Source organism: Rubritepida flocculans DSM 14296, assembly GCF_000425365.1.
Classification (GTDB): domain Bacteria; phylum Pseudomonadota; class Alphaproteobacteria; order Acetobacterales; family Acetobacteraceae; genus Roseococcus; species Roseococcus flocculans.
Genome location: NZ_AUDH01000012.1, coordinates 64,405 through 84,118 on the forward strand (window position 1 = coordinate 64,405; position 19,714 = coordinate 84,118).

The window sequence follows — 19,714 nt, forward strand, 5'->3', positions numbered from 1 at the left end:
ATCCCACGGGGCGCGAACCCGCTGCTGGGAGCCGGCCTGCGCCGGCGCGGAACGGCATGGAACTCGACGTCGTCTCGCTGTCGCGGCTGCAGTTCGCGCTGACAGCGATGTACCACTTCCTCTTCGTGCCCCTCACCCTCGGGCTGTCCATCCTCGTCGCCATCATGGAGACGGTCTATGTCATGACCGACCGTCCCATCTGGCGGGAGATGACGAAGTTCTGGGGCACGCTCTTCGGCATCAACTTCGTCCTCGGCGTGGCGACCGGCATCACCATGGAGTTCCAGTTCGGCATGAACTGGAGCTACTACAGCCACTACGTGGGCGACATCTTCGGCGCGCCGCTGGCGATCGAAGGGCTGATGGCCTTCTTCCTGGAGGCGACCTTCGTCGGCCTGTTCTTCTTCGGCTGGGACAGGATGTCGAAGCTCGGGCACCTCGCCGCCACCTGGGCCGTGGCGGCCGGCTCCAACTTCTCCGCGCTCTGGATCCTGATCGCCAATGGCTGGATGCAGAACCCGGTCGGCGCCTCCTTCAACCCGGCCACCATGCGCATGGAGATCGACAACTTCTTCGAGGTCGTCTTCAACCCGGTGGCGCAGGCGAAGTTCGTGCACACCGTCTCGGCCGGCTACGTCACGGCCGCGATCTTCGTGCTCGGCGTCTCGGCCTGGTATGCGCTGAAGGGCCGGCACATCGCGCTGGCCAGGCGCTCCATGGCGGTCGCGGCCTCCTTCGGGCTGCTCTCCTCGCTCTCGGTCGTGGTGCTCGGGGACGAGAGCGGCTACCTCGCCAACGAGCACCAGCGCATGAAGCTCGCGGCGATGGAGGGGATGTGGGAGACGGAGCCCGCGCCCGCGCCCTTCACCGTCATCGGCTTCCCCGACAGCGCGGCGCGCGAGACGCATCACGCGATCCAGATCCCCGCCGTGCTGGGGCTGATCGCCACGCGCTCGCTGAACACCGAGCTGCCCGGCATCCGCGACCTCGTCGCCTCGGCCGAGCAGCGCATCCGCAGCGGCATCATCGCCTATGACGCGCTGCAGAAGATCCGCGCCGCGCGCGGCGTCGAGGCCGCGGGCCCCGAGGTCCGCGAGGCCTTCGAGGCCAATGGCCGCAACCTCGGCTACGCCTATCTGCTGATGCGCCATGTGGCCGACCCGCGCCAGGCGACGGACGCGCAGATCAGCGCCGCCGCCTGGGACACGGTGCCGCCCGTCGCGCCGCTGTTCTGGTCCTTCCGGATCATGGTGGGGCTCGGCTTCTACTTCATCGTGCTGCTCGGCGTGTTCTTCTGGCTCTCGGCGCGGCAGCGGCTGACGCAGCATCGCTGGCTGCTGCACGTCGCCGTCTGGTCCATCCCGCTGCCCTGGATCGCGGCGGAGATGGGCTGGCTGGTCGCCGAGCTCGGCCGGCAGCCCTGGATCATCGAGGGGGTGCTGCCCACCGCCATCGCCGTCTCGAGCCTCGGCATCGCCGAGGTGGCGCTCACGCTCGCGGGCTTCGTGCTCTTCTACAGCGTGCTGTTCGTGATCGAGATCGGGCTGATGCTGCGGGCCATCCGCAAGGGGCCGCCCGCCAGCGCCGACCTCGCCGCCACCCTTCCCGCCGGCGCCGCCATTCCGCGCGGCGCCCAGCCTGCGGAGTGAGCCATGACGCTGCATACCCTGCTCGACTACGAGACGCTGCGCCTCATCTGGTGGGTGCTGCTCGGCGTGCTGCTGATCGGCTTCGCGGCGACCGACGGCTTCGACATGGGGGTCGGCGCGCTGCTGCCCTTCGTGGCCAAGACGGATGTCGAGCGCCGCGTGGCGATCAACACGGTGGGGCCGGTCTGGGAGGGGAACCAGGTGTGGTTCATCCTGGGCGGCGGGGCGATCTTCGCCGCCTGGCCGCCGCTCTACGCCGTCTCCTTCTCCGGCTTCTACCTCGCGATGTTCGTGGTGCTGGCGGCGCTGATCCTGAGGCCCGTCGCCTTCAAGTACCGCAGCAAGCGCGAGGATGCGCGCTGGCGCAACGGCTGGGACTGGGCGCTGTTCGTCGGCGGCTTCGTGCCCGCGCTGATCTTCGGCGTGGCGGTGGGCAATGTGCTGCAGGGCGTGCCCTTCCGCCTGGATGAGGATCTGCGCCCCTTCTACGAGGGCTCCTTCTTCGGGCTGCTCAACCCCTTCGCGCTGCTGTGCGGGCTGCTGTCGGTGGCGATGCTGCTGATGCACGGGGGCGCCTGGCTGGCGCTCAAGGCCGATGGCGTGGTGGCGGAGCGGGGGCGGCGCTACGGGCTGTGGGCCGCCCTCGCCACCGTGGCGCTCTTCGCCCTCGGCGGCCTCGCCCTCGCCCTCTTCGTGGACGGCTATCGCATCACGAGCGCCGTCGTGACGGATGGCCCCTCCAACCCGCTGCTGAAGGAGGCGGCGGTGGCGCCGGGCGCCTGGTTCGACAATTTCGCCGCCCGGCCCTGGCTGTGGGTCGCGCCGCTGCTCGGCCTCGCGGGCGCGGCGGTGGCGGCGCTGCTGCTGCGGCTGCGGGCCGATGGCGTGGCGATCCTCGCCTCGGGCCTGTCCATCTTCGGCGTGATCTCGACGGTGGGGCTCGCGATGTTCCCCTTCGTGCTGCCCTCCTCGCTCGACCCGCGCTCCAGCCTGACGGTGTGGGACAGCAGCTCATCCCACCAGACGCTGTTCATCATGCTGGTGGTGACGATCATCTTCCTGCCCATCGTGCTCGCCTACACCGCCTGGGTGTACCGCGTGCTCTGGGGGCGGGTGACGGAGCGGGATGTCCGCGCCGAGACCGGCCATTTCTACTGAGACGCGCAGAGGAGACCGAACGCATGTGGTACTTCGCCTGGCTGCTGGGCCTGCCGCTCGCCGCCGCCTTCGCCGTGCTGAACGCGATGTGGTTCGAGATGCGCGAGGACGACGCCGCGCGCGTCGCGGCGCGGGGGGATTGAGGGCTCTAACGCCGTGAGGCATCAGGCCGGCGGGGGTGCTCCCGCCGGCCTTTTCGTGTCCGCTTCGAAGCAGCCGCCGCGCCCTGTCGCCCGTGAAACTGGCACGCGGCCGCTCCATGCCTTCGGTCCGACGCGCCGTCGCCAGTTCGGGCCCGAACGCGGCTCACCGCGCGAGGTGGCGCCACCCCCCCCCGCGCGCGATACCTCCCGCCCATCCACCGCCCGGGTCAGCTCGGATCCCGCAGCACCCGATAGACCGCCGGGATGGCCAGCACGGTGAGCAGCGTCGAGGAGAGCAGCCCGAACAGCAGCGCCACCGCGAGGCCCTGGAAGATCGGATCGGCCAGGATGAACCCCGCCCCGATCATCGCCGCCGCGGCCGTCAGCGCGATCGGCTTGAAGCGCACCGCGCCCGCTTCCAGCGCCACCGCGCGCAGGCTGCGGCCCTCGCGCGGGGCGTGGCGGATGAAGTCCACCAGCAGGATCGAGTTGCGCACGATGATGCCGGCGAGCGCGATGAAGCCGATCATGGAGGGCGCGGTGAAGGCCGCCCCCATCGCCCAATGCCCGAGCACCACGCCGGGCAGCGCCAGCGGCACCGGCAGCAGCACGACGAGCGGCAGGGTGAAGCTGCGGAACTGCGCCACCACCAGCACATAGATGCCGAGCAGCGCGACCGCGAAGGCCGCCCCCATGTCGCGGAAGGTCACGCGCGTCACCTCCCACTCGCCCTCCCAGAGCAGCACCGGGCGCGCGGGGTTGTCGGGCTGGCCGGCGAGGCGGATGTCCGGCGCGCCGGGCATGCCGGCCAGCGCATCGGCCACCGCGAGCATGCCGTAGATCGGCGCCTCATAGGCGCCCGCGAGCTCGGCCATCACCATCTCGGCCGGGCGGCCGTTGCGGCGGAAGATGGGCGGCGAGGCCGGCTCGCGGCGGATCTCGACCAGGTTGCCGAGCTCCACCGGCCCGCGCCGGCCGGGCACGGGCGTCACCAGCAGCTCCTCCGTCACGGTCAGCCGGTCCTTGGGCAGCCGCACCATGATGGCGAGCGGGTTGCGCCCCGCCCCGCGATGCGACCAGCCGACGGGCACGCCGCGCAGCAGGCTGCGCAGCGTGTCGTGCACCGCGCCCTCCTCGACGCCGTGGAACTCGAGCTGGTCGGGCAGCAGGCGGATGCGCAGGCGCTCGCCCGGGTCGGCGATGCTGTCGTCGAGGTCCACGAGGAAGGGCACGCGGCGGAAGGCCTCGCGCACCGTGGCCGCGGCGGCGCGGCGGCTCTCCGCGTCGGGGCCGTAGATCTCGGCGAGCAGCGTCGCCAGCACCGGCGGGCCGGGCGGCACCTCCACCACGCGCAGCCGCGCGCCCTCCGGCAGCGGCAGATCGGCGAGGCGCCGGCGCACATCGAGGGCGATGGCGTGGCTCTCGCGCGGGCGGTGGTGCCGGTCGGTGAGCTGGATGTCGAGGTCGCCGAGCTCGGGCGAGGCGCGCAGGAAGCTGTGCCGCACCAGCCCGTTGAAGTTGAAGGGTGCCGCGGTGCCGGCATTCAGCGTGGCACTCGCCACCTCCGGCACGGCGGCGAGCCGCGCAGCGGCGGCGAGCAGCGCGCGCTCCGTCGCCTCGAGGCTCGTGCCCGCGGGCATGTCGAGCACCACCGAGAGCTCCGACTTGTTGTCGAAGGGCAGCAGCTTCACCGTCACATCGCGCGTGGCGAAGAGCAGCATCGAGGCGAGGGTGGCGACGCCGGTGGCCGCGAGGAAGGCCCAGGCGACGGCCCGGCGCTCCACCACCGCCGCCGCCACGGCGCGATAGACCCGCCCGAGCCGCCCGTCCTCATGCGCGGCGTGCGAGGCGCCGAGCTTCACCATCAGCCAGGGCGTGAGCACCATCGCGACGAAGAAGGAGAAGGCCATGGCCGCCGAGGCCACCGCCGGGATGGGCGCCATGTAGGGCCCCATCATGCCGGAGACGAACATCATCGGCAGCAGCGCGACGATGACGGTCAGCGTCGCCACGATGGTGGGGTTGCCCACCTCGGCCACCGCCTCGATGGCGGCCGTCACGCGGTCGCGCCCGTCCTTCATGGCCCAGTGGCGGTCGATGTTCTCCACCACCACGATGGCGTCGTCCACCAGGATGCCGATCGAGAAGATCAGCGCGAAGAGCGAGACGCGGTTGAGCGTGTAGCCCAGCATCAGCGCGCCGAAGAGGGTGAGCAGGATGGTGACGGGAATCACCACCGCCGTCACCGCGGCCGCGCGCCAGCCGATGGCGAGCCAGACAAGCGCCACGATGGAGAGCGTGGCGAGGCCGAGGTGGAACAGCAGCTCGTCCGACTTCTCCTGCGCGGTCTGCCCGTAGTCGCGCGTCACCTCGGCGCGGATGCCCTCGGGGATCAGCCCGCCCTGCAGGGCCGCGATGCGCGCATGGACGGCCCGCGTCACCTCGATCGCGTTCGCGCCGGGCCGCTTGGCGATGGCGATGGAGACGGCCGGGGCCTCGCGCAAGCCTTCCTGCCCCGCGCGCGTGAGGCGCCAGACGCGCGCCTCCAGCGGCGCCGGCGCGGCCGAGATGCGCGCGACATCGCCGAGATAGACCGGCCTTCCATCGGCGGAGGTGAGCAGCAGCAGCCCCGCATCGGGCACGCCGCGCAGCGTCTCGCCCGCCTGCACGGGCAGGCTGCGCCCGTCGAGGCGAAGCCGCCCGGCGTGGAAGGAGGCGTTCGCCCCCTGCAGCTTCTCGACGAGCTGATTGAGCGTGATGCCGTGCCGGGCGAGGGCCGCGGGGTCGGGCTCGATGCGCAGCTCCATCGGCCGCCCGCCGACGAGATAGGTGAGCCCCACCTCGGGGATGGTCGCGAACTCGCTGAGCAGCCGGTCGGCGAGCTCGTGCAGCGCTGCGTCGTCCCAGGGGCCCGCGGCGTCGCGCGGGCTCAGCGTCACCACCGCCACCGCCACGTCGTTGATGCCGCGGCCGATCACCAGCGGCTCGGGAATGCCGAGCGGGATGCGGTTCCAGTTGGCGCGCAGCCGCTCGTGCACGCGCAGGATCGCGTCGTCCGCGCTGGTGCCGACGAGGAAGCGCGCGGTGACCATCACCGCGTCGTCGCGCGTCTGGCTGTAGACGTGCTCCACGCCCGGGATGGCGGTGACGATGGCCTCGAGCGGGCGCGTGACGAGCTCCATCGCATCCGGCGCGGCGAGGCCGTCGGCGCGCACGGCGATGTCCACCATGGGCACGCTGATCTGCGGCTCCTCCTCGCGCGGCAGGGCGAAGAGGGCGAGCAGCCCCACCGCCACCGAGACCACCAGCAGCAGCGGCGTGAGCGGCGAGCGGATGAAGGCCTGGGCGAGCCGGCCCGAGACGCCGAGGCTCATGGCCGCACCAGCACATCGCCGGCGGAGAGGCCGGAGAGGATCTCCACCTCCTCCCCGCGCGCGGGCCCGCGCTGCACCGGCACCACGGCGCCGGAGGCGAGGCGGACGAGATCCACGCCCGGGCCGTCCATGAGGAAGCGGCGCGGGATGAGGATGGCCGCGCGCCGGTCGGCGGCGATGGTCACGCGCACGCGCTCGCCCACGAAGAAGTCGCCCAGGCCCTGCACCTCGGCGTCGGCCACCACCTGGCCCTGCTGGAGTTCGGGATAGACGAGGGTGATGCGCCCCCGGCCGAGCGGCGCGCCGTCCGCGAGGCCGCGCGCGCCCACCTCGATGGGATCGCCCGCGCGCAGGAAGCGCGCGTGGCGCTCGGGCAGGCGCAGGCGCAGCACGTAGCGGTCGGTGGCGATGGTGGCGAGGGATTCGCCCGGCATCACCACCGCGCCCGGCGTGCCGCGCACGCGCAGCACCCGGCCCGCCTGGGGGGCCAGCACCTCGCCCTCGCGCTGCTGCTGCACGACGACGGCGCGCTCGGCCTGGGCGGCGGCGATCTGGCCCTCCACCACGTCGAGCGCCGTCTGCGCATCGTCGAGCCGCGCCTGGGTGGCGGTGCCGGTGGCGCGCAGGGCGCGGGTGCGCTCCAGTTCCAGCGCCGCCTGGCGCCGCTGCGCCGCCAGCGCGCCGAGGCGGGCGTCGAGGGCGGCGATCTGCAGCGGCAGCTTCGCATCCTCCACCAGCGCGATCACCTGGCCGGCGGCCACCGCATCGCCCTCGCGCACCTCGAGCCGCGCGAGGCTGCCCGGGATGCGCGCGCGCGCCTCCACCTCGCGCACGCTCTCCACCGTCGCGAAGACGGGGCGCGGGTCCTCCACGACGCGCGCGGCAACCGTCAGCCGCTCCTCGGCGGCGAGGGGCGCCGGGGCGAGGGCGGCGAGCAGCGCCGCGGCCAGGGCGAGCGCGCGCGGCGAGGGCGGGCGGGCGCGACCGCGGGGCGGGGCGGCGGGCGGGCGGGCAGGGCGGCTCACGGACATGGGCGGGGACTCTTCCGTGTTGAGACGGCGTTGGTTCTCATATATAAGAAACTTCGAATAGTAGAAGGGCGTGCCGTCATGAATGTCGCTGTCTCTGCCGATGCTATCCCGGGCGAGCGTCTGCGCCACCTCCCGCTCGCCCTGTTCGCCGCGCCCATGGGGCTGGGCGGGCTCGGCCTCGCCTGGCGCGAGGCCGCGCATGTGCTGGGCGCGCCCGCGCTGGTGGGCGAGGCGCTGCTGCTGCTCGCGGGGCTGGTCTGGCTCGCGGTGGCGGGGCTGCATGCGGTGCGGCTCGCGCGCCACCCCGAGGCCCTGGCGGCGGACCTCGCCCACCCCATCCGCGCGGCCTTCGCGGGCGCGGTGACCATCGGGCTGATGCTGCTCGCGGGCGGGCTCCTCCCCTACGCGCGGGGGGTGGCGGCCGCGGTGTGGCTGGTCGCGGTGGCGGGCCATGTGCTGATCGCCGCCTGGACGGTGCGGGGCCTGCTGCGCGCCCCGCGCGAGGCGGCGAGCCTCGCCCCGCCCATGCTGATCCCGCTGGTGGGCAACATCCTCGCCCCGGTGATCGGCGCGAAGCTGGGCTTCGATGCGCTTTCCTGGATGATGTTCGGCCTCGGCGCGCTGCTCTGGGCGATGCTGCAGCCCATCCTGCTCGCCCGGCTGGTGACGGGGCCGGCGCTGCCGCCCCGGCTGCGGCCCACGCTGGTGATCCTGCTCGCGCCGCCCTCGGTGGGGGCGCTGGCGCTGGCAGGGCTCGGCGGCGGCTTCGGGCCGGGGCCGCTCGCGCTGCTCGGCCTGGCGGCCTTCCTGGCGCTGGTGCTGGCGAGCTTCGCCGCCGAGTTCGCCAAGCTGCCCTTCGCCATGTCCTGGTGGGGTTGGACCTTCCCCACGGCCGCCTTCGCCGCCGCGGCGCTGGCGGCGGGGCGGGCGCATCCCGCCGCCTGGCAGGCGCCGCTGCTGTGGCTGCTGCTGCTGGCGGCGAGCGCGATCCTCGCCCTGGTCGCGGCCGCCACGCTGCGCGCCGCGGCCCAGGGGCATCTGCTTCAGCCGGAAGGGTGACAGGCGGGGGCGGTCACGCCGCCCGCATCAGCCGCCGCGCCGGCCGAACCAGCGGCCGGTGCGGGCGGCGTAGGCTTCCCAGGCGGGGCCGAAACGCGCCGCCAGATGCGCCTCCTCCCGCAGGATGGCGAGGCGGCGCACGGCGAGGCCCGCGCCCGCGGCGGCGGGAAGGAACCAGGGATTGCCGAAGGCGAGCCCGAGCCCCGTCAGCAGCAGCGTGTTGCCGAGATAGATCGGGTTGCGCGAGAGCGCGAAGGGCCCGCTGGTGACCAGCGCCGTGGCGGCGCGATGCGGCAGGATGTTGGCGCGATGCCGCATCATCCAGGCCATCGCCCAGAGATCGAGGCCGAGCCCCGCCCCGGCGAGGAGCCAGCCGGCCAGGGTGAGGGCCGCGCTCTCCGGCCAGGGCAGCGGCAGCAGCCGCCCCGCCAGCCAGGCGAGCAGCGCCGCCGCCCCGAAGAGGAGCGGCGGCCAGGGAAGGCGGTTCGGGCGCTGTGATACGCTCATCGCGCCCGCCGCCCCTATCACAGGCTGCGGGTGGAGAAATACCAGTCCGTCGTCTCATAGCCCTCCGAGGCGCGCTTGGCGGCCGCCTCGGCGGTCTTGGGCGGGGGCACGATCACCTTGCCGCCCGGCGTCCAGCCCTCGGGCGTGGCCACGCCGTGCTGGTCGGAGGTCTGCAGCGCCATCAGCAGGCGCAGGATCTCCTCGATGCTGCGGCCGTTGGTCATGGGGTAATAGACCATGGCGCGCAGCACCCCCTCGGGGTCGATGAGGAAGGTCGCGCGGACGGCCTGGGTGTCGGCCGCGCCGGGATGCACCATCCCGTAGGCGCCGGCGACCTCCATCTTGAGATCCTCGATGATCGGGAAGGGGATCTCGACGCCGAACTTCTCCTCGATGTTCCGCACCCAGGCCAGGTGGGAGAAGAGGCTGTCGATGGACAGGCCGAGCAGTTCCGCGTTCAGCGCCTTGAAGCGGTCGGCCGCGCGGGCGAAGGCGATGAACTCGGTGGTGCAGACGGGCGTGAAATCGGCCGGGTGCGAGAAGAGCACGAGCCACTTGCCGCGGTAATCGGCCAGGCTGCGCTCGCCATGGGTGGTGCGGGCGCGGAAATCGGGCGCGGGCTCGTTCAGCCGGGGAAGGCCGGGTTGGGCGGTCATGGGATGCTTGGCTCCACAGAAAGCAGAAGGGAAGGATTCCCTTATATTAGGGAAACCTTACCTTTTCAACCTCCCGCCCCGCGCCTCCCCTGCCGCCCGATCAGGCCGCGCGCAGCGGCAGGGCGATGAAGCGGCTTTCGCCCTCGCGCTCGACCTGCAGCGCGATGGAGGGCCGCCCGGCCGCGCGCGCGGCCTCGACGGCCTCGATCACGTCGCGCGGCGCGCGCGCCTCGCGCCCGCCGGCGCGCAGCACCACATCCCCGGCGCGCAGCCCGCGCTCGGCGGCCGGGCTGCCCGGCGCCACCGCCGTCACCGTCACCCCGCCCTCGGCGCGCGGCGCGAGGGCGAGGCCGAGCGAGGGCTGCGCCGGCCCGCCGGGCTTGGCGGCGGCGAGACTCGCGGGGTGGCTGCCCAGCTCCACCCGGCGCTCCAGCGCGGCGCCGTCGCGCAGCAGCCGCAGCGTGGCGCTGCGCCCGGGCGCGAGCTCCGCCACCGCCGCGGCCAGGTCGCGCGGCGTCGCCACGCTGCGCCCCTCGACGGCGGTGACGACATCGCCCGCCCGCAGCCCCGCCCGGGCGGCCGGGCTGCCCGGCTGCACGGCGCTGACCAGCGCGCCCTTCGGCTCGGGCAGGTTGAGCGCGGCGGCCAGATCCTGGTCCACCGGCTGCAGCGAGACGCCGAGCCAGCCGCGCCGCACCGCCCCGTGCTCGCGCAACTGCGCGACGACCTGCTGCACCATGCGCGAGGGCACGGCGAAGCCGATGCCGATGTTGCCGCCCGAGGGCGAGAAGATGGCGGTGTTCACGCCCACCACCTCGCCCGCCGCGTTGAACAGCGGCCCGCCGGAATTGCCCGGGTTGATCGAGGCGTCGGTCTGGATGAAGTCGTCATAGGGCCCCGCGCCGATCTGCCGCCCGCGCGCCGAGACGATGCCCGCCGTCACGGTGCCGCCCAGGCCGAAGGGGTTGCCCATCGCCATCACCCATTCGCCGACGCGCAGCGCGTCGCTGTCGCCGAAGGAGAGGCTGGGCAGCGGCGCGCCGGCCTCGATCTTCAGTAGCGCGATGTCGGTGGGCGCGTCGCGGCCCACCAGGGTGGCGGGGAACTCGCGCCCATCGGCCAGCCGCACGCGCAGCTCCGCGTTCTCGCCCACCACATGGGCGTTGGTGACGATGTAGCCCTCGGGCGCGATGACGAAGCCCGAGCCCTGGCCGGCGCGGCGCGGCCCCTGCTGCGGCCCGGGCCCGCCGAAGCGGCGGAACATCTCCTCCATCGGCGCGCCGCGCGGCGGGGCCGGGCTCTCCGCGGCGGCGCGCAGCCGCTCGGTGGCGAGCACCTGCACGACGGCGGGGCCGACCCGGGCGGCGACATCGGCGAAATCCGGGCCGGCGGGGCGCGGCAAGGCGGCGGCCAGCGGCGGCGGGGTCTGCGCCGTGCCGGGCAGCGCGCTCAGCGCCGTGGTGCCGAGCGCCAGCGCGAGAAGCCCGGCGGCGAGCGCCGGGCGGCGAAGGCGGAAGGGGGTGGCCATGTTCTGCTTTCTCCCATCGGGGATGCCGGGGCCGCACCGCGCGGGCCGGCCTGCGGCGCAGCAGACAGCGCAGCCCTTGCCCGCCCCCTGTCGCGGCCTTTACCGATCCGTATGCTCTGCCCGCCGCCGAGGGAGGCGCCGTGAAGATCCTGCTCGTCGAGGACGACCCCGAGACCGCCGCCTACATCGCCCGCGGCCTCGAGGAGGCCGGCCATGTGGTGGACCGCGCCGCGGACGGGCAGGACGGCCTCTTCCTCGCCACCGGCGGCGGCTACGACGTGATGGTGGTGGACCGGATGCTGCCCCGGCTGGACGGGCTGGCCATGGTGCGCGCCGCCCGCGCCGCCGGCGTGGCCACGCCCGCCCTGTTCCTGACGGCCCGCGCCGGGGTGGGCGATCGCGTCGAGGGGCTCGAGGCGGGCGGCGACGACTACCTCGCCAAGCCCTTCTCCTTCGCCGAGCTGCTCGCGCGGCTCAACGCGCTCGCCCGCCGCCCGCCGCTGCAGCGCGAGGCGACGGTGCTGCGCGTGGGCGATCTCGAGATGGACCTGATCCGCCGCACCGTCACCCGCGCGGGCCGGCGCATCGAGCTGCAGCCGCGCGAGTTCCGCCTGCTGGAATACCTGATGCGCCGCGAGGGCCAGGTGGTGACGCGCACCATGCTGCTCGAAGGCGTGTGGGACTTCCACTTCGACCCCAGGACCAGCGTGGTCGAGACCCATATCAGCCGGCTGCGGGCCAAGATCGACAAGGGCTTCGGGCGGGAGCTGATCCACACCGTGCGCGGCGCGGGCTACGTCATCCGCGCCGATGGCTGAGACGGGCGAAGGGGCCGGCGCCCGCCGGCAGGAGGCCGCCCCGCGCTGGGCCTTCGCGCGCACCACCGCCTTCCGGCTGACGCTGCTGCACCTGCTGCTCACCCTCGCCGGGACCGCGCTGGTGGGCGGCGTGGCCTGGTGGGTCACGGCCGGCTTCGCAGCGCGCCAGGCGGCGCAGGAGATCGAGCGCGGCATGGGCGTGCTGATGCGCTCGGGCGCGGCCTCCGGCCTGCGCGGCGTCGCGCTCTCCATCGAGGCGCGGCTCGCCGCCGACCGGACGGGCCAGGAATACTACCTGCTGGCCGGGCCGGACGGGCAGCGCCTCGCGGGCAACCTCTCGGCCGCGCCCCGGGCGCGCGGCTGGCACGAGGGCGCGATCCGGCTGCCCGATGGCGGGACCGCGCCGGTGCTCATGCTGGCCGCCCCTCTGCCCGGCGGGGGGGCGCTGGTGGTGGGCCGCGACCTCTCGGCCGCGCGCGCGCTGGAGGAGCGGCTGCTGGCCGTCGCCGGCTGGGTGGCGGGGGGCGTGCTGGCGCTCGGCCTCGCGGGGGGGCTGCTGATCGGGCGCGGGGTGGCGCGCCGCGCCGCGACGATGGAAGCGGTGCTCGCCGCCGTGCAGGAGGGAGCGCTGGAGCGGCGCCTGCCCGTCGGCGCCGGCGGCGACGAGTTCGACCGGCTCGCCGCGCGCATCAACGCCACGCTGGAGCGGCTGCAGGGCCTGATGGGCGCGCTGCGGAACGTGACCGACGACATCGCCCATGACCTGCGCACGCCGCTCACCCGGCTGCGGCAGCGGCTGGACGAGGCGGCGGCCGGGGCGGACCCCGAGGCCATCGCCGCGGCCCAGGCCGAGGCCGACCGGCTGCTCGACATCTTCGCCGCACTGCTGCGAATCGCGCAGGTGGAATCCGGCACGCGGCGCGCCGGCTTCACGCGGGTGGATCTCTCGGCCGTCGCGGAATCGGTGGCCGAGGTCTATGCGCCGGCCGCCGAGGAGCGGGGCCAGACGCTGCACGCCCGCATCGCGCCCGGCATCTGCCTGCCCGGGGATTCGGCCCTGCTGACGCAGATGCTGGCCAACCTGGTCGAGAACGCGGTGCGTCACGGCCGGGAGGGCGGGCGGATCCTGATCGAACTCTCGCCCGGGGAGCTGCGCGTGGCCGATGACGGCCCGGGCATCCCCGAGGCGGAGCGCGAGCGCGTGTTCCAGCGCTTCTACCGGCTGGACGAGGCGCGCAGCGGGCCGGGCAGCGGCCTCGGCCTCGCGCTGGTGCGGGCGGTGGCGGAGCTGCACGGGCTGCGCATCGCGCTCGAGGATGCGCGGCCGGGCCTGCTCGTGCGGCTCACGCTTCCGGATGGGGGAGAGGCGGGGCGGTGATGCGGGCGGCACGACAATGCCGGCCGTATCGCGCACTCCCGGTTGCCACCCCCCAACGCGGCAGGCCGCGTTGGGGCTCGGTGGGGCGGCGGCGCGCCGAAACGAGTGCATACCAGCGGCCGCCCCGGCTTCTCAGGAGTCAAAGCATGCGGCCGCTGGCATGAGAGGGTCGGTGCGAGGCCGGACGCGTCACCCCGCCCTCGCCCGCGGCAGATCGAGCCTCGCGATCAGACCGGGCTGCCCGTCTTCCAGACGCAGCCGCCCCCCGCACAGCGCCACCGTCTCGCTCACGATGCCGAGGCCGAAGCCCTGGCCGGGCACGCGCTCGTCGAGCCGCACGCCGTGCTGCAGCGCCGCCGCGCGCCGCGCTTCCGGCATGCCCGGCCCGTCATCCGCCACCTCGAGCCGCAGCCGCCCCTCCGCCTCGCATGCCCTGACCGCCACCCGGCGCCGCGCCCATTTGCAGGCATTGTCGAGCAGGTTGCCGACCATCAGCTCGAGATCCTCCCGATGCCCCGCGAAATCCGGCGCGCCCTCCGCCTCGAGCAGGATGTCGAGCGCCCGCGCCGCATGGGCGCGCCGCATCAGGAAGACGAGATCCTCGAGCACCGGGCCGACCGGGCAGCGCAGCCCCCGCTGTCCGGCACCGCCCAGGATTCGGGCGCGCTGCAGGTGGAAGCGCAGATGCGCCTCCATCCGGCCCACCGCGGCGGCGATCACGCCCTCCGGGTCGCGCCCCGGTTCGGCCGCGGCGTTGGCGATGGCGGCGAGCGGCGTCTTGAGCTGGTGCGCGAGATCGCCCGCGTGGCGCACCGCGCGCTCGGCCATGCGGGCCTGGTGGTCGAGCAGCGCGTTGAGCTCGTCGGTCAGCGCGGCCACCTCCGCGAAGCGCGCCTCGGGCAGGCGCGCGATGCGCCCCGCGCGCATGGCCGCGACGTCGGCGCCGAGCGCGCGCAGCGGTCGAAGCCCAAAGCCGATCTGCACCCACACCACAAGCCCGAGTGCGAGGCCGAGCAGCAGGATCACCAGCCCCACGGGCCGGCGCACCGCGCCCAGCTCCTCCTCCAGCGCCGCGGCCGGTGCGGCGATGCGCACCGTCACCGGCGCGCCGCCGCCGGGGACAGTGAGGCTGCGCCGCCGCTCGCGCAGCACCTCGCCCGCCGGCCCCGGCCCTTCGCCGAGCGTGGCGTTCCACAGCGAGCCGGAGATGAGGCGTGCCGGCGCCCCCGCCTCATCCACCTGCCAGTACCAGCCCGAGAGCGGCTGCTCGAAGCGCGGGTCGAGCGCGGGATCATCCAGGCGCAGCGCGCCGCCCTCCTCCTCGCGCGAGAGCCCCGCCGCCACGGCCGCGAGCGCGGCGTCCAGCCGCTCGTCGAAGGCGCGCGTCACCGTCGCGCCGACGATGGCCGAGAGGGCGAGCCCCGCCGCCAGCAGCCCCGCCGCGATGGCCGCCGCCGAGGCCGCGAAGAGCCGCGCGCGCAGCGAGCGGATCACGCGGGGGGCGCGAGGCGCCAGCCCTCGCCGCGCAGCGTCTCGATGACGCAGGGCGCGATCTTCCGGCGCAGCCGGCTCACCAGCACCTCCATGGTGTTGAAGTCGCGGTCGGCGTCGCTGCCGTAGAGGTGGTCCGAGAGTTCCGTGCGGCTCACCGTGCGGCCCCGGTGCAGCATCAGGAAGGCGAGGATGCGCGCCTCGAAGGCCGTGAGGCGCAGCGGCAGGCCGTCGAGCGTGAAGCTGCCCGCGAGCGTGTCGTGCGCGAGCGGCCCGCAGGAGAGCACCGGGTTGGCGTGCCCCGCCGCGCGGCGCGCCAGCGCGTGCAGGCGCAGCGCCACCTCCTCGGCGCGGAAGGGCTTGGTCATGTAGTCGTCCGCCCCGGCGCGGAACCCGGCGACCTTGTCGGCGAAGGCCTCGCGCGCGGTGAGGATCAGCACGGGCAGCGCGACGCCGGCCGCGCGCCATTCGCGCAGCACCGCGATCCCGTCGCGCCGCGGCAGGCCGAGATCGAGCACGCAGGCGGCGTAGCGCTCGTTCAGGCCGAGATGCAGCGCCTCCTCGCCGTCCGGCGCGTGGTCCACGACGAAGCCCGCGGAGGCGAGGGCGCGCGAGAGCTGCGCGGCCAGCGTCGCGTCGTCCTCGGCCAGCAGCACCCTCACGGCCGGCGCGCCTCGATCATGCCCTGGCCGTCCACATCGAGCAGCGCGCCGTCCACCGCCGAGACGCGGATGCGCAGGATGTCGCCGCGCGGCGTCTGCCAGCGCAGCAGATAGACGATGTCGGCCGCCTCGTGCGGGCGGCCGCGCACCACCTCGGCCTCGATCATGCGCCCGAGATAGCGCGCCTCCACGCGGCGCACCGCCTCGGGCAGCGGCAGCAGCGGCTGCGCGAGAGCAGGGGCGGAGAGCAGCAAAAGAAGCGGCAGGTGGCGGCGGAACATGGCCCTTCCTCGATCCCCGATCCTGAACGGCGCTTGAACGGCGCGGTTCCGGCCGGGTTCAACGGGGATGGGGCAAGAGCGGCCCGCGTTCAACCTCCGAAGGGGACATGCCATGACGACCCGCAAGACCGCCCTCGCCGCGCTCGGCCTCGCCGCGCTGCTCGCAGCACCCGCCGCCGCGCAGGTGCCCATCGGCAGCCTCGCACCCGGCGGCGTGACCATCCAGGGCCAGGTGACCGACGTGTTCGGCAACCGCTTCGTGATGCAGGACCAGACCGGCCGCATGCTCGTGGATGGCGGCCCGGCGCGGCACCAGCGCCTCGACATCCGTTCGGGCGAGCGCCTGACGGTGACCGGCCGGATGGAGGAGAACGGCTTCCGCGCCGAGACCATCCGCCGCGAGGACGGGCGCGAGATCGCCATCGCCCGCCCGCCCGGCAAGCCGCACCGCCACGAGCGGGGGCCGGACCGCCGCGGCCCCGCGCGCCACGCCGCCGCCATCGCGCCCGAGGCCGCGACCCGCGCCGTGGAGGCCGCGGGCTATCGCGCGCAGGGCGCGCCGCAGCGGCACGAGCGCCACTACGAGGTGATCGCGCTCAACCCGCGCGGCGAGCGCGTGCTGGTGCGCGTCGATTTCGAGGGCCGCGTCTTCCGCGAGACCTGGGACCGCGGCCGCGGCTTCGACATCCGCCCCGAGGAGGCGGAGGCGCGGCGCCTCGCCGAGGCCGCGGGCTTCCGCCTCACCGGCGGGATGCAGGCGCGCCCGCGCCACTACGAGGTGGAGGCGGTGCGCGCCGACGGGCAGCGCGTGCGGCTGCACGTGCATGCGGAAGGCGTGCGCCACGTCGAAATCCTCCGCTGAGCCCCCGAAGGTGGCGCCGGCCCTTTGGCGCCACCCCTTCCGATGCAGGAGAGCAGGATGCGCCGCCGCCCCAAGCTGTTGATGCTCGCCGGCCTGACGGGCCTCGCCCTGCTCGCCGCGGCCGCGACGGGCCGCCTGCCCGCGACCACGCCCGCCGCCGGCCCCGAGACCATCGCGCCGCAGCGCCGCGACGTGGCGCGCACCGTCACCGCCACGGCCGAACTCCTGCCCGCGCGGGAGGTGGAGGTGGGCGCGCAGGTCTCGGGCCAGTTGAGCCGCCTGCTCGTCACCGAGGGCGACCGCGTGGAGGCCGGCCAGCTTCTCGCCGAGATCGACCCGCGCCGCGCGGCCGCCGAGGTGCTGCGGACCGAGGCGGCGCTGGCCGCGCTGGAAGCCGAAATCCGCATCGCCGCCGAGCAGGCCGCGATCGCCGCCCGCCAGCACGAGCGCCTCGCCCGGCTCGGCGTGCGCGGGGTGAGCGCGCCCGCCGCGATCGAGGACGCCGCCTCGCAGCGCACCATCGCCGAGGCGCGGCTGCATGTGCTGGAAGCCCAGCAGCGCCAGGCCGAGGCGGCGCTGGAGACGGCGCAGCTCAACCTGCAGAACACGCGCATCCTCGCCCCCATCGCGGGCACGGTGACGCAGATCATCGCCCGCCAGGGCCAGGTGCTGAACGCGACCAACACCGCGCCGCTGATCCTGCGCCTTGCCGACCTCTCGGAGATGCGGCTCCGCGCGGAGCTCTCGGAGGGCGATGTCTGGCGGGTCAGCCCCGGCCAGCCCGCCTGGTTCACCGTGATCGGCGCGGGCGAGCGCCGCTGGGAGGGCAGGCTCGAGGCGATCCAGCCCGAGGCGGTGCCGAACCGCGACACGGTGTTCTTCCACGGCCATTTCGTCGTGCCCAACGCCGATGGCGCGCTGCGCAGCCGCATGACCGCGCAGGTCTTCTTCCTGCTGGAGGAGAGCCGCGGCGCGCTCGCCCTGCCGCTCGCCGCGCTGCGCGGCGCGGGGCGGCGCGGGCGCGAGGATGCGGTGGCTGTGCTGCAGCCCGATGGGCGCTTCGCCTGGCAGGCCGTGCGCCTCGGCGCGCGCGACGAGGTGCATGTGGCGATCCTGGAGGGGATCGGGCCGGACGCCCGCGTCGCGCCGCGCGCGGAGCGCGTGCGATGAGCGCCGCGCCCATCCTGCGCCTCTCGGGTGTGACGCGCGTCTTCGGCGAGGGCGAGGCCGCGGTGACGGTGCTGCGCGGCATCGACCTCGAGATCGCCGCGGGCGAGTTCGTCGCCATCGTCGGGCAGTCGGGCTCCGGCAAGTCCACGCTGATGAACATCATGGCGGCGCTCGATCGCCCGAGCGAGGGCAGCGTGCGCTTTCGCGGGCAGGAGACGGGCGCGCTCGGCCTTGCGGAGCGCGCGCAGTTCCGGCGCGCGCATTTCGGCTTCGTCTTCCAACGCTATCACCTGATCCCCGCGCTGACGGCGCTCGAGAACGTGGAGATCCCCGCTCTCTACGGCGGCGCGCCGGGGCCGGCGCGGCGCGCCCGCGCGGCGCGCCTGCTCGACCGACTGGGCCTTGCGGATCGCGCCCATCACCGGCCCGGCGAGCTCTCGGGCGGCCAGCAGCAGCGCGTCGCGATCGCCCGCGCCCTGATGAACGACCCCGAGATCGTCTTCGCCGACGAACCCACCGGCGCTCTGGACAGCGAGAGCGGCCGGGCGGTGATGACGCTCATGCGCGCCATGCACGCCGAGGGGCGCACGGTGGTGATGGTGACGCATGACGCGGCGCTGGCCCGCGCGGCGGATCGCATCGTCACGCTGCACGACGGGCGCGTGGTCTCCGACGAGGTGCTGCGGCCGCGTTCGGCGCCGGAAGCCCTACATGCCCCGCGCCCGGCGCCCGCCGGCGCGCCGCCGGCGCTCGGCGCGGCGCTGACCATGGCCTGGCGCGCGCTCGGCGCGCGGCGGCTGCGCAGCCTGCTCACCATGCTCGGCATCCTGATCGGCGTCGCCTCGGTGGTGGCGATGATGGCGATCGGCGCCGGCGCGCGCGAGCAGGTGCTCGCCTCCATCCGCGCCATGGGCACGGATCTGATCGAGGTGAAGCGCGGCGCGCGCAACGTGCGCGGCGGCGAGGAGACGGTGCGAACCCTCCTCCCCGGCGACCTCGCCGCCATCGCGCGGCTGCCCGAGGTGCTGGCCGCCATCCCCGAGACCAACCGCGCCTTTCCCGTTCGCGCGGGCGAGGTGGACCACCGCGTGACGGTGGTGGCCACGGGCGCCGACTTTCCGCGCGTGCGCGACTGGCGGCCGGTCAGCGGGCGCTTCTTCGAGCGGGAGCACGAGGAGCGCCACGCCCTCGTCGCGGCCATCGGCTGGCGGGCCTGGCGCATCCTCTTCCCGGACGGGCGCGATCCGGTCGGCGAATACATCCGCATCGGCAACACGCCCTTCCAGGTCATCGCGCTGATGGAGCGCAAGGGCGTGGTCACGGGCGGCGGCCGGCACGACCGCGACGAGCAGATCTGGGTGCCCTCCACCACGGGGGCGAGCCGCCTGCTCGGGCACGTGCATGTCGCGGACATCGTCGCGCGCATCCGGCCCGAGGCCGATCTCGCCGCGGCGGAACGGAACATCCACCGCCTGCTGCTGGAGCGTCACGGCCAGGAGGATTTCCACCTGCGCAACATGAGCGCGGCCATCGCGCAGGCGGAGCAGACGCAATCCTCCTTCGCGCTGCTGCTCGGCTCCGTCGCCGCCATCTCGCTGCTGGTGGGCGGGATCGGGGTGATGAACATCATGCTGGTGAGCGTGACGGAACGCACCGCCGAGATCGGTCTGCGCACGGCGGTGGGCGCGCGGCCGGCGGATGTGACGCTGCAGTTCCTGATCGAATCCGCCTGCCTCTGCCTCGCGGGCGGGGTGCTGGGCGTGGCGCTCGGGGTGGGGGCGAGCCTCGCCCTGCCCCATCTCGCCCCGGGCTTCGCCAGCGTGCTGACGCCGGAGCCCGTGCTGCTCGCGCTGCTCTGCGCGCTGGGCTGCGGGCTGGTCTTCGGCATTGCGCCGGCGCGGCGCGCGGCGAGGCTCGATCCGGTGGGGGCGCTGGCGGGGCCGTGAG

17 protein-coding genes are annotated in these 19,714 nt (G+C 74.6%); 9 read left to right on the forward strand and 8 right to left on the reverse strand.

The window, feature by feature from the left end; genetic code table 11:
- The first annotated feature begins 56 nt into the window (after positions 1–56).
- Genes H596_RS0111790 through cydX form a run of 3 tightly spaced genes read left to right on the forward strand, consistent with a single transcriptional unit; the run spans position 57 to position 2,950 of the window.
- Positions 57–1,649 carry a cytochrome ubiquinol oxidase subunit I gene (locus tag H596_RS0111790; RefSeq protein ID WP_027285067.1) on the forward strand — a complete coding sequence of 531 codons (1,593 nt, stop codon included), beginning with the start codon at positions 57–59 and terminating at the stop codon, positions 1,647–1,649.
- Between the two features lie 3 nt (positions 1,650–1,652).
- Entirely contained in the window at positions 1,653–2,807 is a 1,155-nt protein-coding gene (gene cydB / locus H596_RS0111795) for a cytochrome d ubiquinol oxidase subunit II (RefSeq protein ID WP_027285068.1), read from the forward strand.
- 23 nt (positions 2,808–2,830) lie between these two features.
- Positions 2,831–2,950 (forward strand): cytochrome bd-I oxidase subunit CydX, encoded by a 120-nt coding sequence (gene cydX / locus H596_RS23425; protein ID WP_084602716.1) that lies wholly within the window; start codon positions 2,831–2,833, stop codon positions 2,948–2,950.
- A 227-nt stretch (positions 2,951–3,177) separates the two neighbouring features.
- Here the strand turns inward: cydX and H596_RS0111805 are convergent, their stop codons facing one another.
- Both H596_RS0111805 and H596_RS0111810 read right to left on the reverse strand, forming a co-directional pair.
- Entirely contained in the window at positions 3,178–6,324 is a 3,147-nt protein-coding gene (locus H596_RS0111805) for an efflux RND transporter permease subunit (protein ID WP_027285069.1), read from the reverse strand.
- Positions 6,321–7,355, reverse strand: a complete 1,035-nt coding sequence (locus H596_RS0111810; protein WP_084602718.1) for an efflux RND transporter periplasmic adaptor subunit — start codon at positions 7,353–7,355, stop codon at positions 6,321–6,323. Before H596_RS0111810 ends, H596_RS0111805 begins: the two co-directional genes overlap by 4 nt.
- A 78-nt stretch (positions 7,356–7,433) precedes the next feature.
- Here H596_RS0111810 and H596_RS21250 point away from each other — a divergent pair, with 78 nt between their 5' ends.
- Positions 7,434–8,414: an SLAC1 family transporter gene (locus tag H596_RS21250; protein WP_051212866.1), complete on the forward strand. Its 981-nt coding sequence runs from the start codon at positions 7,434–7,436 to the stop codon at positions 8,412–8,414.
- A gap of 27 nt (positions 8,415–8,441) precedes the next feature.
- On the opposite strand, the gene H596_RS0111820 is transcribed toward H596_RS21250, so the two are convergent.
- The 3 genes from H596_RS0111820 to H596_RS0111830 all read right to left on the reverse strand — a co-directional run bounded on the left by H596_RS0111820 (position 8,442) and on the right by H596_RS0111830 (position 11,105).
- Positions 8,442–8,921 (reverse strand): methyltransferase family protein, encoded by a 480-nt coding sequence (locus tag H596_RS0111820; protein WP_027285071.1) that lies wholly within the window; start codon positions 8,919–8,921, stop codon positions 8,442–8,444.
- A gap of 17 nt (positions 8,922–8,938) precedes the next feature.
- Positions 8,939–9,577 (reverse strand): peroxiredoxin, encoded by a 639-nt coding sequence (locus tag H596_RS0111825; protein WP_027285072.1) that lies wholly within the window; start codon positions 9,575–9,577, stop codon positions 8,939–8,941.
- Between the two features lie 100 nt (positions 9,578–9,677).
- A complete protein-coding gene (locus H596_RS0111830; RefSeq protein ID WP_027285073.1) occupies positions 9,678–11,105 on the reverse strand; it encodes a DegQ family serine endoprotease in 1,428 nt (475 codons plus the stop codon).
- Between the two features lie 140 nt (positions 11,106–11,245).
- Between H596_RS0111830 and H596_RS0111835 the strand changes: the two genes are divergently transcribed.
- Both H596_RS0111835 and H596_RS21255 read left to right on the forward strand, forming a co-directional pair.
- A complete protein-coding gene (locus H596_RS0111835) occupies positions 11,246–11,923 on the forward strand; it encodes a winged helix-turn-helix domain-containing protein (RefSeq protein WP_027285074.1) in 678 nt (225 codons plus the stop codon).
- Positions 11,916–13,301, forward strand: a complete 1,386-nt coding sequence (locus H596_RS21255) for a sensor histidine kinase (RefSeq protein WP_051212869.1) — start codon at positions 11,916–11,918, stop codon at positions 13,299–13,301. The genes H596_RS0111835 and H596_RS21255 overlap by 8 nt, the downstream gene beginning before the upstream one ends.
- Positions 13,302–13,490: 189 nt before the next feature.
- Here the strand turns inward: H596_RS21255 and H596_RS0111845 are convergent, their stop codons facing one another.
- From H596_RS0111845 to H596_RS0111855, 3 genes are read right to left on the reverse strand one after another with little or no spacing between them, the layout of a single operon-like run.
- Entirely contained in the window at positions 13,491–14,795 is a 1,305-nt protein-coding gene (locus H596_RS0111845) for a sensor histidine kinase (protein WP_051212871.1), read from the reverse strand.
- On the reverse strand, positions 14,792–15,454 hold the full coding sequence (locus H596_RS0111850) for a response regulator transcription factor (RefSeq protein ID WP_027285076.1): 663 nt from the start codon (positions 15,452–15,454) through the stop codon (positions 14,792–14,794). Before H596_RS0111850 ends, H596_RS0111845 begins: the two co-directional genes overlap by 4 nt.
- Positions 15,451–15,735: a hypothetical protein gene (locus tag H596_RS0111855; RefSeq protein WP_027285077.1), complete on the reverse strand. Its 285-nt coding sequence runs from the start codon at positions 15,733–15,735 to the stop codon at positions 15,451–15,453. Before H596_RS0111855 ends, H596_RS0111850 begins: the two co-directional genes overlap by 4 nt.
- 112 nt (positions 15,736–15,847) lie before the next feature.
- On the opposite strand from H596_RS0111855, the gene H596_RS22960 reads away from it, so the two are divergent.
- The 3 genes from H596_RS22960 to H596_RS21270 are packed head-to-tail and all read left to right on the forward strand — an operon-like array spanning position 15,848 to position 19,713.
- Positions 15,848–16,597, forward strand: a complete 750-nt coding sequence (locus H596_RS22960) for a hypothetical protein (RefSeq protein WP_051212872.1) — start codon at positions 15,848–15,850, stop codon at positions 16,595–16,597.
- Positions 16,598–16,654: 57 nt separating this feature from the next.
- Positions 16,655–17,767 (forward strand): efflux RND transporter periplasmic adaptor subunit, encoded by a 1,113-nt coding sequence (locus H596_RS21265; RefSeq protein WP_051212874.1) that lies wholly within the window; start codon positions 16,655–16,657, stop codon positions 17,765–17,767.
- Positions 17,764–19,713, forward strand: coding sequence for a MacB family efflux pump subunit (locus H596_RS21270; RefSeq protein WP_037301103.1), 1,950 nt, complete (start codon positions 17,764–17,766; stop codon positions 19,711–19,713). Before H596_RS21265 ends, H596_RS21270 begins: the two co-directional genes overlap by 4 nt.
- Position 19,714: the final 1 nt, after the last annotated feature.